The organism is Microcoleus sp. Pol7_A1, assembly GCF_036701085.1.
In the GTDB taxonomy this organism is placed as follows: domain Bacteria; phylum Cyanobacteriota; class Cyanobacteriia; order Cyanobacteriales; family Microcoleaceae; genus Microcoleus; species Microcoleus asticus.
The window spans coordinates 83584-97673 of record NZ_JAUBQD010000013.1 but is presented as its reverse complement, the minus strand read 5'-3'; the positions used below and the strand labels follow the sequence as shown (position 1 = coordinate 97673).

Here is a 14090-nt window from a genome sequence, read left to right as displayed (position 1 = left end):
GGTACGATCGTTTTTAACCCCGATGGTAACTTCACTTACACTCCTAGCCCTGGCTTTGTCGGTACAGATACCTTCACCTACAGCGTTAGCGACGGGGCTGCGACTGTTCCCGCTACGGTGAATATCAACGTTATCAATCAGCAGCCACAGCCACAACCTGATAGCTACATCACCCAGCACGACAAAGTTCTCAACGCCTTTCCATCTGTCTTAAGCAACGACAGCGACGGCGACTTCTTGGACAAGTTGACCCCCGCTTTGGTCACAGGCCCGACCAAAGGTACGATCGTTTTTAACCCCGATGGTAACTTCACTTACACTCCTAGCCCTGGCTTTGTCGGTACAGATACCTTCACTTACAGCGTTAGCGACGGGGCTGCGACTGTCCCCGCCACGGTGAATATCAACGTTACTAACAGTCTGCCAACAGCACAACCTGACACCTACAGCATCAGTGCGGGAACAGTCCTCAGCGTAACAGTGCCCGGAGTTTTAGCGAACGACTCCGACGCAGATTTAGACACGTTGACTGCTGCGGTGGCCGCAAATCCGACAAAAGGGTCGATCGCCCTCAACAAAGACGGTTCTTTCACTTATACTCCTGACGCAGGCTTTTCTGGAACAGACACCTTTACCTACACAGTCAGCGACGGGATAGTTAACTCTACACCCGCTACCGTAACTGTAAACGTCAACAATAACCCGCCTACAGCCAATTCTGACAGCTATACCACTGCTTTTAACAGTCCCCTCAACGTGACGGGTTTGGGAGTCTTAATCAACGATAAAGACCCGGAAAACGACCCGCTGACTGCGATTCTGGTGACAAATCCGGCTACAGGGTCGATCGTCCTCAACGCTAACGGTTCTTTCACTTATACTCCGAATGCTGGTTTTGCAGGGACAGACTCTTTTACCTACAAAGCTAATGACGGGAAAGCTGATTCTGCGATCGTCACGGCAAGCATTCTTGTAAATACCCCTCCAACTCCAACTCCAACTCCCACGGAAACTCCAACTCCAACTCCCACGGGAACTCCGATTCCGACTCCCACGGGAACTCCGATTCCGACTCCCACGGGAACTCCGATTCCGACTCCCACGGGAACTCCGACTCCGACTCCGACTCCCACGGGAACTCCGACTCCCACAGAAACTCCGACACCAACTCCCACGGGAACTCCGACTCCCACAGAAACTCCGACACCAACTCCCACGGGAACTCCAACTCCGACTCCCACGGAAACTCCGACACCAACTCCCACGGGAACTCCGACTCCGACGGAAACTCCGACTCCCACAGAAACTCCGACACCAACTCCCACAGGAACTCCGACTCCGACAGAAACTCCAACTCCGACTCCCACGGAAACTCCGACACCAACTCCCACGGGAACTCCGACTCCCACAGAAACCCCGACTCCGACGGGAACTCCGACTCCGACTCCGACTCCGGCTCCAACTCCGACTCCAACTCCGACTCCCACGGGAACTCCAACTCCGACTCCGACTCCCACGGAAACTCCGACGCCAACTCCCACGGAAACTCCAACTCCGTCTCCAACTCCGACTCCAACTCCGACTCCCACGGGAACTCCAACTCCGACTCCGACTCCCACGGAAACTCCGACTCCGACTCCCACGGAAACTCCAACTCCGACTCCCACGGAAACTCCAACTCCGACTCCCACAGGAACTCCAACCCCGACTCCGACTCCCACAGGAACTCCGACTCCAACTCCAACGGGAACTCCAACTCCAACGGGAACGCCAACAGGAACTCCAACGCCAACGGGAACTCCGACTCCGACTGCCACGGGAACTCCGACTCCAACGGGAACGCCAACAGGAACTCCGACTCCGACGGGAACTCCGACTCCGACGGGAACTCCGACTCCGACGGGAACTCCTGTTGACTCTGACAGCGTTCGCGGCGGGGATACTGATTGCATTTGCGAACAGATTACCCTACCCGCGATCGGTTCGATTCCCGGCCCGAATCCAGTCGATCGCACTTTCAACGGCACTGACGGCGACGACTTCCTCATCGGCAGCAATGTCAACGACGTTATCAGCGGTTTCAACGGCGACGACATTCTGCTGGGTCAAAAAGGCAACGACAATATTTACGGGGGACTGCCCAGCAATATCCCCCTTGGCCCGAATGCAGACAAAGACTTGCTGTTTGGCGGCGCTGGCAATGATTACCTCAACGGCGCCGGCGGCGACGATCGCATTTTTGGGGGTAAGGGCGATGATGTGGCCATCGGCGGCAAAGACGATGACTTGATTTGGGGCGACAAAGGCAATGACACTCTAGTTGGGGCTCAGGGTAACGACTGCTTGTTTGGAGGCAGTTTTGACCCGTTTAACCCTGACTCGACTGGACGCGATTTGCTCTTTGGCGGTGCGGGCAACGACTTATTGAACGGGGGAGATGCTGCGGATACTCTAAGCGGCGGAGAGGGCAATGATACGCTTTACGGCGGCAAGGGCAATGACGTTGTGGTGGGGGGTACTGACAACGATCTGCTGTTGGGCGATCGCGGCAGTGATAGCATTTGCGGCGGCGACGGGGATGATACTATTTTCGGAGACAGGCCGATCGGCTTTAACGGCGAGCCAGATTCCCTATGCGGCGGTGCTGGCAATGATTTGATGTTTGGCAACGGCGGTAGTGACAAGCTATGCGGCGAGGAGGGCAACGATACTCTCTATGGCGGTAAAGGCGACGATTGTCTGATTGGGGGTTTGGGCAATGATATTCTCAGCGGCGACATTGGGCGCGATCGCTTTGTTTTAACAGCAGGTGAAGGCAGCGATATAATTACTGATTTCACCAATGGTGAAGATTTCCTGGTGTTAGCGGGCGGTCTAACTTTTGCTCAACTTAGTATTACCCAAAACGCTAATACAGCTTTCATCAGGATTGGTCAGAATGGTCAACTATTGGCTGCTTTGAACGGAGTGCAAGCTAGCGCGATCGATGTGAATGATTTTACCATCTTCGGGTAAGCACTGCATAATCTGCCCGCGTCTTGGTGAATGCCGAGCCTGGTATAGAAGTCCCTCAAACGCTTGCAATTTGGTAGCTTGTAGGTGCGCGCTGCCCTTCTAGGGATTGGTGCGATCGACCGGCTTTACCTCATCCTACCGGCTGGCGATCGGCAATAAATTAGGTTTATTGCCGATCGCCTGTTAAAAGAAAAAGATTTAACGAGCGCAGCCAGAGAGATTTCAAGCGTTTGAGGGTCTTCTTCACCACCTTGAATCTCTCTGGCACAGCACCCTACAGTTTCTCGTTTCCAGGCTCTGCCTTGTATTTAAACGGGAACCAGAGTCGGCTCCAAAGTTGCCACTAATTTGAGATTGTACTCATCCTCAAAAGACGGCTTTTTATAATCCAAACTCCACAGCTCCAGAGCGCAATCGTCTTCTGGATTAAGCGGTTGCAGCCGCAAATGAAACTCTCGAACTTCTGGGCGGTGTTCGCATTTAAAATCCGAAATTGCGCCAATCTGCCGCCTGTCCAAAGCCACAGCCAACCGCAGAAAAGGATGCAACTTACTAACTACTTCCCGGTATTTTTTGGGAATAATCAAAAAATTTTCGTGCTTCTTTTTCGGAGGGTTTTTTCTGTGATATCGAGCTAAATTAGCAATGACTTCAATCTCTGTTTCAGTGTATCCCAATAACTCACCATTGCGAATTAAATAGTAAGAATGCTTGTGGTGCGCCGAATGACTGACGTACAAACCGCAGTTGTGCAGAATCGCGGCAGCCCACAGCAACTCGCGTTCTTCGGTTCCCCAATTGTGCAGGATTCCTTGAGTTTGGTCGAAGAAATTGAGCGCAAATGCTGCGGTTCTTTCGCTTTGTTCTAAATTGACTTGATATTTGTCAGCCATGTGCAGAATGCTGCGCTGGCGGATTGAACCTTGATAGCGCAAGCGGTTTTCAATTAAACCGTGCGCCAGCATCCAGTCAACAATTACGCCTTCTCTCAGAGAACGATCGCAAACAGTCAGCGATTCCATCCCTAATAGTGCCATCGCTTCCTGCAAAATCAAAGCGCCGGCCAGAATAATTTCCGCCCGCTTGTCCGACATTCCCGGAATTGCCAACCTTTCCGAGTAAGAAAGTTTGCGAAAGCGATTGACTAAATCGCGCAAATCTTTTAAACTTAACTGATATCCCGCTAGGGGACTCGGCACTGTTCCCAACTTTTCGCGAGCGTTAATTGCCGCCAGAGTTTCGATGGTTCCAGCAGTGCCAATCAAGCGCAAAGTTTCGCCAGCATTGAATTGAGATCGCAATTCGTCGATCGGTCTTTCCAGCGAAATCCGAATATAAGCTTGCAAATAAGCAAACTCCTCCCTGCTAATCGGGTCACTTTTGACAAATTGTCCTGTTAAGCGAACAGCACCAATTTTTGTACTGGTGAGACAGCGAGGCTCAGAACTGTCTCCTAAAATCAACTCTGTAGAACCGCCCCCAATATCAATAATCACCTGCGACTGATTGTTAAACTCCATACCGGAAAGAACGCCGAGATAAATTCTCCGCGCTTCTTCCTGACCGGAAATTAAACTCACATTCAGGTCTAATTCTTCAGCAACTTGTTTGAGAAAATCCCGCCCGTTAGGGGCTTCGCGAACCGCACTCGTAGCAACAGCGATAATTTGTTCAGCATTAAAAGTTTTAGCAATATCTTGAAAGCGGCGCAGAGTGGCGATCGCCCTTTCCATAACTTCGGACTTTAAGCACCCTGTCTTAGCATCGCAATCGCCCAACCGAACCGTATCTTTCTCTCTAGCAATAATCGTAAACGCGGGCAATTTCGGATCGATGCGCGCCAGCACCATGTGAAACGAGTTAGTACCCATATCAATAGCAGCAATAATGCGATTTGACTCCGCCGAAGCAAGTAAATTAACCATTGGAGTGTCTCGGGGTTGACAGATATTTATGATTATTTCACGAATCCAGTTAGGCATTCTATTAAATTAGCAAAAAACGGGAAATGCTGACTGGCCAAGACTTTCACCTGTTATAAATTCCGGCAGAAATGCCATCGCCAACAGAGATAGTAAGTCATTGTGCCTAAAATTTGATAAGATCGAGAGTTAAAAATATCAAATCTAGAATTGAAATGCTTAAAGAGCTCGATCGCCAACCAGAATCCACATTGCTAACCGTCGTGAGGCTTTTGAGATGGGACAAACCAGCAGGAAGGCTAATTTTAATGATTCCAGCCCTCTGGGCCGTCTTTTTAGCAGCAGATGGGAAACCGCCTGCAGCATTGGTGGGCGTGATTGTGTTGGGTACCTTAGCCACGAGTGCCGCTGGATGCGTCATCAACGACTTGTGGGATCGCGATATCGATCCCGAAGTAGAAAGAACGCGATCGCGCCCCCTAGCATCCCGCGCCCTTACCGTGCAAACTGGAATAGCAGTTGCATTAATTTCCTTTGCTTGCGCGGCAATTCTCGCTTTTTATCTCAATCCTTTAAGTTTCTGGTTGTGCGTCGCCGCCGTACCAGTAATTATCTGCTATCCCCTAGCAAAAAGATTCTTTCCAGTGCCGCAATTAGTGTTATCAATTGCCTGGGGTTTTGCCGTTTTAATTAGTTGGAGCGCTGCCGTTGGAAAACTAGAATTAGCGACTTGGTTGCTGTGGGGTGCAGTCGTCCTGTGGACGTTAGGATTTGATACAGTTTATGCGATGAGCGATCGCGAAGACGATTTGCGTTTGGGGGTGAATTCCAGCGCAATTTTTTTTGGAAATTATGCAGCTAATGCTGTGGGTTTTTTCTTTGTTGGGACTGTCGGTTTATTGACGGCAATGGGAATTAATCTGCACTTACACATTGGTTTTTGGATGGCAATTTGTGCGGCGGCAATTTTGTGGTTTTTGCAATACAGTCAACTGCGGAATGCGGATATTCCTAAGCTGGTTTACGGTCAAATCTTTCACCAAAATGTTTGGGTGGGGTTTGTCATATTGGCGGGGATGATTGTTGGGGATATTTTTTAGACTCCGCCTAGGTGGGTGACAGAAGTTAAATCAACTTGTAAGGTGGGTCAGTCATTGATTTTTCGATTTCAACAGGTTTGAATGCTCTGGGGCACTCTACGGTGACTGAGGCTGTTGGGTGGAAAAATTTCTAAAAGTTGAGAAACATCGCCTCGGATACCTTCTGCGGCGCCTATATAATAATTGATATCGCCTGGAACTTGGGAAGTTAAACCGCCCAATAAGTCGAGGATGGTTTCTTCGCACCCGGAGATTTTGTCCTCTACTAATTTGATGGCTTTTTCTAGATTATTCAATGTTGGATGATATTTTAGAAGTATTGCAATCAGCCCATCAACAAAATATCATCAACCGGGATATCCAGCCTTCTAACTTAATGAGGCCCAATTCCGATGGTAGGATTGTCTTGATCGACTTTGGGGCCGTCAAACAAATCGGCAGCCAACTGAAATATTCTCAAGGGCAACGGCAGACAGTTCCGATTGGCACTGAGGGATATATGTCCAACGAACAAGAAAATGGGCATCCCAAATTGTGCAGCGATATCTATGCAGTGGGAATGACGGCTATCCAAGCACTGACGGGGGTATTTCCTCACCAGTTACCAAAAAATCCGAATACCCTAGAAGTTGTGTGGAGGGGACGAGTATCAGTCAGCCCCAAATTAGCAGATATTTTAGATAAAACGGTGCGATATCAATGGCAACAGCGCTACCAGTCAGCAGATGAAGCTTTAAGTGCGATCGCGCCTCTAGTAGCATCGTCAACATTGCCGACAATTATTTTCCCTTCTCCAGGCTGGTCCTCGCTCAACTCACCAGGCCTAAAAAAATTGTTAATAGGTTTAGTTTGCTTAGGAATTGTCACTGTTGCTGGGATTTTTATTGCTCAATTTATGAGGACACAACCAAACCAGCAGCCCACTCCCGTCCCAAGTACGGCACTCTAAACTGGATCGATCTAAAACATCTCGTGTAAAAAAAATATATGACAGGACAAAAAATTGACCGAATTCTGTTGATTGCCGGGTTCTTAATCGCATTAATTACGGCTATTCCCCGTTTCGGACTACTGCTAACTTGACTTGTTATACCCATAAGAATGCGCTCGGGATATTCTGCGTTATAAACGTCAGAACTAATAACAACTACTGGACGTTTTTTATTGGTAGTTTGATCGGTAAAATGAAAATGAACTAAAACCACATCACCAAAATTATAACTCGTCATATTCCCCGTCCTCTGGGTTATCCCAAATTTTAGCAAAAGCTGCTTCTGAGAGTTTAGTTGCAGTATAAACGAGAAGACGATCTTCACTTCGCGTTAAAAGGAAATCGATAAAATCTTCTAATATCGTAATTTTATCGGGCGGTAAACTACGGATTTTTTCCATCAGCTTTGTTTCTGGGTTTTGGGCGATACTCATGTTATCTCTCACTTCTTAATGTTAAATCAGCATATATTGTAAAAATACTAGGAAACTTCCTGAAGTTATTTGGCTCACAAATTGTTTAGAGTAAGCCACTATTTTTATGATAAGATACATTCGTAGATAGTGGAAAAACACTCGCAAGTATTAATAACACCCTATTCACCCCAAAACTATGAAAAAAATCATCATCGGCATCATGGGCCCGGGCGATAGTGCCACAACAACCGACTTAGAAAACGCCTATCAACTCGGACAACTCATCGCCGAAGCAGGATGGATATTGCTAACTGGCGGTAGAAATGTCGGCGTCATGGATGCAGCCAACAAAGGAGCAAAATCAGCTAACGGTTTAACTGTCGGCATCCTTCCGGGGAATGACACTCGCGGCATTTCTGAAGCTGTAGATATTGCGATCGTCACCGATATGGGAAACGCCAGAAATAACATTAACGTTCTTTCTTCAGATGTAATAATTGCTTGCGGTATGGGCACGGGCACGGCTTCGGAAATCGCCCTCGCTCTGAAAGCTAACAAACAAGTTATATTGTTAAATCACAGCGCCGAAAGTCAACTTTTTTTTAAAGGTTTAGCACAAATTAACATCTTTGTGGTAAACAATGCTGTAGAGGCAATGAATCAAGCTCGCGAAATCCTAGTAAATCCCAGATGAAATCCAAGATGAGAGTAAGCAAATTCAACTTTTGTGCGATCGGCATTTTTATGACTTTGGGGATTTTCGTCAGTACCAAAGCAGACGGAGGAATTGCACAGTTCAGTTTCAGCAACAAATCCACTCCTAAATTAGCACAAACGCTCCCTCCTCCTCCCCCTTTCGCACCGCCTGTTACTGAACAAGAAGCGCCACCTATTCGCAGTGAATCCGTACCCGATCAAATAGGTTTAGCAACCCATTTGCAGACCATCAAAGCTAGAATGTACGGTGCTTACTGGTGTCCTCACTGTCACACGCAACAAGAACTTTTCGGCAAAGAAGCATTTACCGCAATTACTTACATAGAGTGCGATCCTAGAGGCAAAGATGCTCAACCGGATTTGTGTAAAGCTGCCAATATTAAAGCTTATCCCACTTGGGAAATTCGGGGTAAATATTACACGGGCCGGCAATCTTTGGAAAAACTTGCTATTTTATCCGGTTATAAAGGCAGCAGCAATTTTCAGCCACAAGTTCCCTCTCCTTAAAAAGATATTATAACTGGCAAGGCAAACATTCTCAGTTACAGCACCGAAATTTACCTAATGGGACTTAGACATTTTAAGGCCCCTCTAGGGGCTTAAAACCTCTGGCTAGCACTCGCAAAAGAAAGAGGTCGATGACTTAACAATGGCTGAAACCCCTGTAAATACTAGATTTATGCCTATTCTATCTGAAAGTCTCGATCCAATCCATCTAGGTTTGAAGCCTTTTTCGCCTCAATTTTTGTCTAAGTCCCTCTAAATCAAATGATTTCTGATTTTCGTCGTTTTAGATCGATCGCAAATCGATCTATCAAGCTCAACAAGAAACACTTATCTGTAACTTGCAATTAAGATAAATTAGTCAGGATAACAGTTTCCAGATTGACCTGTAACAGTAACTTCTAATCGGTCAGGCTGCATTGTCTGCGATCGCATCTATAATAAGTAGGATGCGATCGCTAATCCTATCAAACAGCATGACAAAAGGTTGCGATGACTCATTGCAAATTTTAATTACTTAGCATAAGATTTAGTAAGGTGAAATCAACCGTGAAATATCAACTCCTTTTTTTTATACCAACCTAAAAAATTGCTCGAGTTCGGTTCACTATAAAATCATCAAAAACTTGAGTTTCTACTACCCCGATCATTTTTTTAAATAGCATAGGAATTGTTAAATGAAACCGAATTTAGTTACGGTAGCTTTAAGTGCGATCGTCCTCCTCGGGCTGCCCAGTTGCAGTACGACGACCAGCAGTGCCACCACGACAACAGCGCCCACGACTGCGGCAACACAAACCCAAACCTCGATTAAAGTTGGGGCGTCAAGCAGCACGTTGGGTCTGATGAAGGTGCTGCAAACCAACTACGAAGCTAGCGCAAAAAACGTCAAAATCACCAACCTAGAACCAGGGCAGTCCGAAAATATAATTGATGGGGTTAAACAGACATTAGTCGATGTAGGTGCAATATCGAGAACATTAAAGCCAGAAGAAAATGATGGCACTTTAGAGTCTCGTGATGTTGTCCATGATGCCCTTTTAGTGGCCACTCATTCCAGCGTCACAGGGGTGAAAAACCTCACTACTGAAGACATCAAAGGCATTTATAGCGGCACTATCACCAACTGGAAGGAACTCGGAGGAACCGATGCTAAAATTGTGCTGCTCGATCGCCCAGAAGATGAATCTGCCAAGCGACTCTTGCGGAAATATTACCTAGGAGCAGATTTAAAAAATTCATTAGAAGCAGTAGTATTTCGGAAAGAAGGGGAATTGATCGAGGCAATTCAAAGCACTCCTTACAGCATCGGTACCTTTTCCCTGGCTCACGCCATTTCCGATAAAATACCTGTCAACCGCCTCAGCCTCGACGGGGTTGAACCAACACGAGAAAATGTCAAAGCGGGCAAGTATCCGATGGTTCGGACAATTTCAATTCTCTGGCACAAAAAACCTTCAGAGGCTACCCAAGCGCTACTTCAATACATCTCTAGTCAGCCAGGAATCAACGCGATGGAGCAGTCTGGCTTTATTTCCGTGACCCAATCCGCCAAGAATTAAGAGCTGTGGCCATCCGATCGAGATATCGGCGGTTACCCGTTTCCGCCAAGTTGTTATCGCCTCTGTTGTTGGCATTTCTGAGTCTATGGACTCTCGGAACCTTGGGTTTTGGTTATTTTGCTAGAATCAATTTAGAACAGATAGCACGAAATGAGATGGTGGATCTGGCTAGTATGCTGCGGGAAACTCTCAAGCAAAGGCAAGAATCACTCAGTGTGAAAACCCGTTCCGTGAGTGAGGATAATGATGTCATCAGAGCAGTAGGTGAGGGCGATCGCGCTTTATTACTGCGAACTGTATTACCAATCCAAGCTGGTTTAAAACTGGATTTGATCAGAATAGTTGACACTAATGGTCAAGTCTTAGTGTCTTCACAGTTGGGAGCAATAAGGCAGGCGAAATTGCAGGATGCCTCTGTCAACCGTGCCGCCCGCATTGGACTAGAGTTATCAGGCATTCTCCTAGCAGAAAACGGGGCACCTTCTTCGATGATTGCCTCCATCTCGATCAAATCATTTAAAAAAGTGCTAGGTGGCTTGGCTGCGGGAGTAGCCATCGACGACACAGCGCTAAAGTCAATTCGTGGCGACACATCCATACATTTGGTGGCTTTTGAGGGGGAGAGGGTGACGGCTGCTACTTTGCCACTTCCGCGCGATCGACTTTGGCAATTTCGACAGCCAGACGGGTTGCCCACCAAAATCAGGATTGCAGGTGAAGAATACCTGATCGCAACAATCGAATTACAAAGTTTTGATGGGGCAACTCTCCAAATTGCTGTACTCAAATCTGCTAAGGAAATAGACGAAGCAGAACACCATTTATGGTTGGTGGTGGGTGGCTTTGGCCTATTAGGAAGTGTCCTGATCGCAGTCGTGATGATCGGAGGTTTGCGTCTGACCCAAGCTCTGAGCCTTCGCATTCAAAGACTGACTAAGGCAACCCAGGAATTGGCCAGAGGCAATTTAGCCGTTGGTATTCCGGTTGACAGTCAGGATGAAGTAGGGCTTTTAGCTCAGGGATTTAAGAGTATGGCAGAGCAACTTATGGCTCGCGATCGGCAACTGAACCAACAGTTGCAACAACTAGAGAGTACCCTTGAAGAACTGCACCGCACCCAGAGTCAGATGGTGCATCACGAAAAAATGTCGGCACTGGGGCAAATGGTGGCAGGGATAGCGCACGAAATCAACAACCCGGTCAGCTTTATCTACGGCAACCTGTCTCATCTCAACGATCACATCCATGACTTACTGGGATTACTAGATGCCTATCAAAAGCACTATCCCAACCCGTCCCCATCACTTCAAGATGACCTAGACGATGTGGATCTAAACTTCCTACAAGAGGATCTCACTAAGATTCTTAAGTCGATGAAAATGGGCACCAGTCGCATTCGGGACATTGTGGTTTCGTTGCGTAGCTTTTCTCGTCTGGATCACTCGGAATTCAAGGCTGTCGATATCCATGAAGGCATTGATAACACCTTGATGATTTTAGAACATCGCCTTCAAGCCCAGCCAGAACGCCCAACCATTGAAGTAGTAAGAGAATATGGCGAGTTACCGTTGGTAGAATGCTATGCAGGTCAACTTAATCAGGTGTTTATGAACTTGCTATCAAATGCGATCGATGCTTTGGAAGATAGCAATGAAGGACGTAGTTTTCAAGATATTGCTGACCAACCGAATCGGATTTGGATTATGACTACCAAAACAGAACAAGAGTGGGTGCAGATTGCGATCGCCGATAACGGTACTGGCATTCCAGAGAAAGCGCGATCGCGCCTATTCGATCCCTTCTTCACTACTAAACCCGTAGGAAAGGGGACAGGATTAGGCTTATCCATTAGCTATCAGGTGGTGAAGGAAAAGCATGGAGGAAAACTGTGGTGTGATTCCACCCTGGGCGAAGGCACAAAGTTTGTGATTGAGATTCCCATAGAGGTCGGACTCAGCCAATAAATAGTTGAGAATCGGTTTGCAGTTTTTCGACTCACTGTCAACCGTCAATTGTCAACTGTCTTCTGACTAAAATACTCTGCTACAATTTTTAAAATCCGCGAGGCTGCCAAACCGTCACCAAAAGGATTAATTGCCATTGCCATTGCGTTGTAAGCTGCGGAATTGCTGAGCAATTCTGCCGCTGCTGTGAAAATTGTATCAGAATTCGTACCGACAAGTTTAGCCGTACCCCCAGAAATTGCCTCAGGTCTTTCCGTGGTTTCTCGTAATACTAAAACAGGCTTACCCAAACTAGGTGCTTCTTCTTGCAAGCCGCCGGAATCTGTGAGAATTAAGTGACATCTCTGCATCGCTCCTACTAATTCTGCGTAATCTAAAGGTTCAGTTAAAAATACTCTCGGATGGTCGCCCAAAAGAGCTTGCAAAGGTTCTCGAACTGTCGGATTTCGGTGTAGAGGTAAGAGCAAGGCTGTATCGTGAAAATTATCTAAGATTTGGATAAATGCCTGAGCAATTCCTGCTAAAGGTTCTCCCCAATTTTCCCGGCGGTGAACTGTTGCTAAGATAGTGCGATATTTGCTCCAATCTAAGTTAGGAATGTTGCATTCTGGTTCGCGTTTGGCTACTGCAAGCAAAGCATCGATTACTGTGTTGCCTGTACGGTGAATTTCTCCCAAAACGCCCGATCGCCCTAAATTCTCTTGGGCCAGCTCTGTCGGGGCAAAATGCAGCCGTGTGAGCTGAGATATCAACCGTCGGTTAGCCTCTTCGGGGTAAGGATTGAACACGTCGTCTGTCCGCAATCCGGCTTCTACGTGACCTACGGGTATTTTATGGTAAAATGCAGCCAAAGCAGCGGCAAACGCAGTCGTTGTATCGCCCTGAACTAACACGATTTCGGGCTGCAATTCTTTAAACAAAGCTTCCAAACCCTGCAAACTCCGGGAAGTAATATCCGTCAAGGTTTGCTGGTGCTGCATAATTGCTAAATCCCGATCGGCTTTTAGATCGAACATTCGCATTACTTGCTCGACCATTTCTCGGTGCTGACCGGTTAAAATTACTTGGGTGTCAAAGGTTGGCGAACTTTTGAACCGTTGAATTACTGGGGCTAGTTTAATCGCTTCCGGGCGAGTTCCTAAGACGATGCAAACGCGGTGTGTGGCTTCGGGCATGGTAAAATTAGGTGTAAGTTTATTCATATTGCCGTGTTCGTGGGGGCGGGTTTTGGAGATTGTGGGTTTTAGGCAATTATTGTCGGTGAAACCCGCCCTTACAGGATTATTGAGATTAGTACATTTTTGTTAATTGCTTATGCCCTATCGCTACATTCTATTTTACAAACCTTATGATGTTTTAACTCAATTCACTGACAACTCCAGCGAAACTAAACGCAGCACTCTCAAAGACTATATTCCTATTCCTAACATTTATGCAGTAGGAAGGCTCGATCGCGATAGTGAAGGTTTGTTGCTGCTAACCGATGACGGACAAATGCAGCACCGCCTCAGTGACCCGAAATTCGCTCATCCCCGCACTTACTGGGTGCAAGTTGAACGAATTCCCGATGCAAGTGCGATCGCAGCTTTGCAGACAGGTGTCACAATTCAAGATTATCGGACTCGATCGGCAAAAGTGCAATTATTGTTAGAAGAACCGCCTTTGCCGCCCCGCGAACCGCCGATTCGATTTCGCAAAAACATACCGACAGCTTGGCTGGAAATGACCCTGACAGAAGGCCGCAACCGCCAAGTGCGCCGGATGACCGCTGCAGTAGGGTTTCCGACGCTGCGGCTCGTCAGGTGTGCGATCGGGCATTTGCGTCTGGAAGGCCTCAAACCCGGTGAATGGCGCGAACTAACTCAAGCCGATTTTAGATTTTAGATTTTAGATTGGAGA

The 14090-nt window shown here is 47.2% G+C and carries 13 protein-coding genes; 8 read left to right on the top strand and 5 right to left on the bottom strand.

Features of this window, described 5'->3' with window-relative positions:
* On the top strand, positions 1-3015 hold a 3015-nt coding region (locus QUA20_RS10500), incomplete at its 5' end, for an Ig-like domain-containing protein (protein ID WP_333188520.1).
* A 308-nt stretch (positions 3016-3323) separates the two neighbouring features.
* Here the strand turns inward: QUA20_RS10500 and QUA20_RS10495 are convergent.
* Positions 3324-4940 (bottom strand): Ppx/GppA phosphatase family protein, encoded by a 1617-nt coding sequence (locus QUA20_RS10495; protein ID WP_333188518.1) that lies wholly within the window; start codon positions 4938-4940, stop codon positions 3324-3326.
* Between the two features lie 212 nt (positions 4941-5152).
* On the opposite strand from QUA20_RS10495, the gene QUA20_RS10490 reads away from it, so the two are divergent.
* The gene (locus QUA20_RS10490) at positions 5153-6037 is read left to right on the top strand and encodes a 4-hydroxybenzoate solanesyltransferase (RefSeq protein ID WP_333188515.1); all 885 of its coding nucleotides are present in this window, start codon (positions 5153-5155) and stop codon (positions 6035-6037) included.
* A 68-nt stretch (positions 6038-6105) separates the two neighbouring features.
* On the opposite strand, the gene QUA20_RS10485 is transcribed toward QUA20_RS10490, so the two are convergent.
* Positions 6106-6333 (bottom strand): hypothetical protein, encoded by a 228-nt coding sequence (locus QUA20_RS10485; protein ID WP_172192830.1) that lies wholly within the window; start codon positions 6331-6333, stop codon positions 6106-6108.
* On the opposite strand from QUA20_RS10485, the gene QUA20_RS10480 reads away from it, so the two are divergent.
* Positions 6333-6986: a protein kinase domain-containing protein gene (locus QUA20_RS10480; RefSeq protein ID WP_333188512.1), complete on the top strand. Its 654-nt coding sequence runs from the start codon at positions 6333-6335 to the stop codon at positions 6984-6986. The genes QUA20_RS10485 and QUA20_RS10480 overlap by 1 nt on opposite strands.
* Here the strand turns inward: QUA20_RS10480 and QUA20_RS31995 are convergent.
* Complete coding sequence (locus QUA20_RS31995; protein WP_445304662.1) at positions 6931-7266, bottom strand: type II toxin-antitoxin system PemK/MazF family toxin; 336 nt, start codon at positions 7264-7266, stop codon at positions 6931-6933. The two genes, QUA20_RS10480 and QUA20_RS31995, sit on opposite strands and share 56 nt — an antisense overlap.
* Positions 7253-7462 carry a toxin-antitoxin system, antitoxin component, Xre family protein gene (locus QUA20_RS10475; RefSeq protein WP_333188510.1) on the bottom strand — a complete coding sequence of 70 codons (210 nt, stop codon included), beginning with the start codon at positions 7460-7462 and terminating at the stop codon, positions 7253-7255. Before QUA20_RS10475 ends, QUA20_RS31995 begins: the two co-directional genes overlap by 14 nt.
* Positions 7463-7640: 178 nt before the next feature.
* On the opposite strand from QUA20_RS10475, the gene QUA20_RS10470 reads away from it, so the two are divergent.
* The 4 genes from QUA20_RS10470 to QUA20_RS10455 all read left to right on the top strand — a co-directional run bounded on the left by QUA20_RS10470 (position 7641) and on the right by QUA20_RS10455 (position 12191).
* Complete coding sequence (locus tag QUA20_RS10470; protein WP_333188507.1) at positions 7641-8138, top strand: TIGR00725 family protein; 498 nt, start codon at positions 7641-7643, stop codon at positions 8136-8138.
* Between the two features lie 8 nt (positions 8139-8146).
* On the top strand, positions 8147-8668 hold the full coding sequence (locus QUA20_RS10465; RefSeq protein ID WP_333188504.1) for a hypothetical protein: 522 nt from the start codon (positions 8147-8149) through the stop codon (positions 8666-8668).
* Between the two features lie 674 nt (positions 8669-9342).
* A complete protein-coding gene (locus QUA20_RS10460; RefSeq protein WP_333188502.1) occupies positions 9343-10227 on the top strand; it encodes a substrate-binding domain-containing protein in 885 nt (294 codons plus the stop codon).
* 50 nt (positions 10228-10277) lie between these two features.
* Positions 10278-12191, top strand: a complete 1914-nt coding sequence (locus QUA20_RS10455; protein WP_333188499.1) for an ATP-binding protein — start codon at positions 10278-10280, stop codon at positions 12189-12191.
* Between the two features lie 44 nt (positions 12192-12235).
* Here the strand turns inward: QUA20_RS10455 and wecB are convergent, their stop codons facing one another.
* On the bottom strand, positions 12236-13366 hold the full coding sequence (gene wecB, locus QUA20_RS10450) for a non-hydrolyzing UDP-N-acetylglucosamine 2-epimerase (RefSeq protein WP_333188573.1): 1131 nt from the start codon (positions 13364-13366) through the stop codon (positions 12236-12238).
* Positions 13367-13505: 139 nt separating this feature from the next.
* Here wecB and QUA20_RS10445 point away from each other — a divergent pair, with 139 nt between their 5' ends.
* Entirely contained in the window at positions 13506-14075 is a 570-nt protein-coding gene (locus tag QUA20_RS10445) for a pseudouridine synthase (protein WP_333188497.1), read from the top strand.
* Positions 14076-14090 lie beyond the last annotated feature (15 nt).

Bases quoted from the DNA above. Each gene is read 5' to 3' on its own strand.
- QUA20_RS10495 (WP_333188518.1), bottom strand. From the start codon at position 4,940: ATGGTTAATTTACTTGCTTCGGCGGAGTCAAATCGCATTATTGCTGCT.
- QUA20_RS10490 (WP_333188515.1), top strand. From the start codon at position 5,153: ATGCTTAAAGAGCTCGATCGCCAACCAGAATCCACATTGCTAACCGTC.
- QUA20_RS10480 (WP_333188512.1), top strand. From the start codon at position 6,333: ATGTTGGATGATATTTTAGAAGTATTGCAATCAGCCCATCAACAAAAT.
- QUA20_RS31995 (WP_445304662.1), bottom strand. From the start codon at position 7,266: ATGACGAGTTATAATTTTGGTGATGTGGTTTTAGTTCATTTTCATTTT.
- QUA20_RS10475 (WP_333188510.1), bottom strand. From the start codon at position 7,462: ATGAGTATCGCCCAAAACCCAGAAACAAAGCTGATGGAAAAAATCCGT.
- QUA20_RS10470 (WP_333188507.1), top strand. From the start codon at position 7,641: ATGAAAAAAATCATCATCGGCATCATGGGCCCGGGCGATAGTGCCACA.
- QUA20_RS10465 (WP_333188504.1), top strand. From the start codon at position 8,147: ATGAGAGTAAGCAAATTCAACTTTTGTGCGATCGGCATTTTTATGACT.
- QUA20_RS10460 (WP_333188502.1), top strand. From the start codon at position 9,343: ATGAAACCGAATTTAGTTACGGTAGCTTTAAGTGCGATCGTCCTCCTC.
- wecB (WP_333188573.1), bottom strand. From the start codon at position 13,366: ATGCCCGAAGCCACACACCGCGTTTGCATCGTCTTAGGAACTCGCCCG.
- QUA20_RS10445 (WP_333188497.1), top strand. From the start codon at position 13,506: ATGCCCTATCGCTACATTCTATTTTACAAACCTTATGATGTTTTAACT.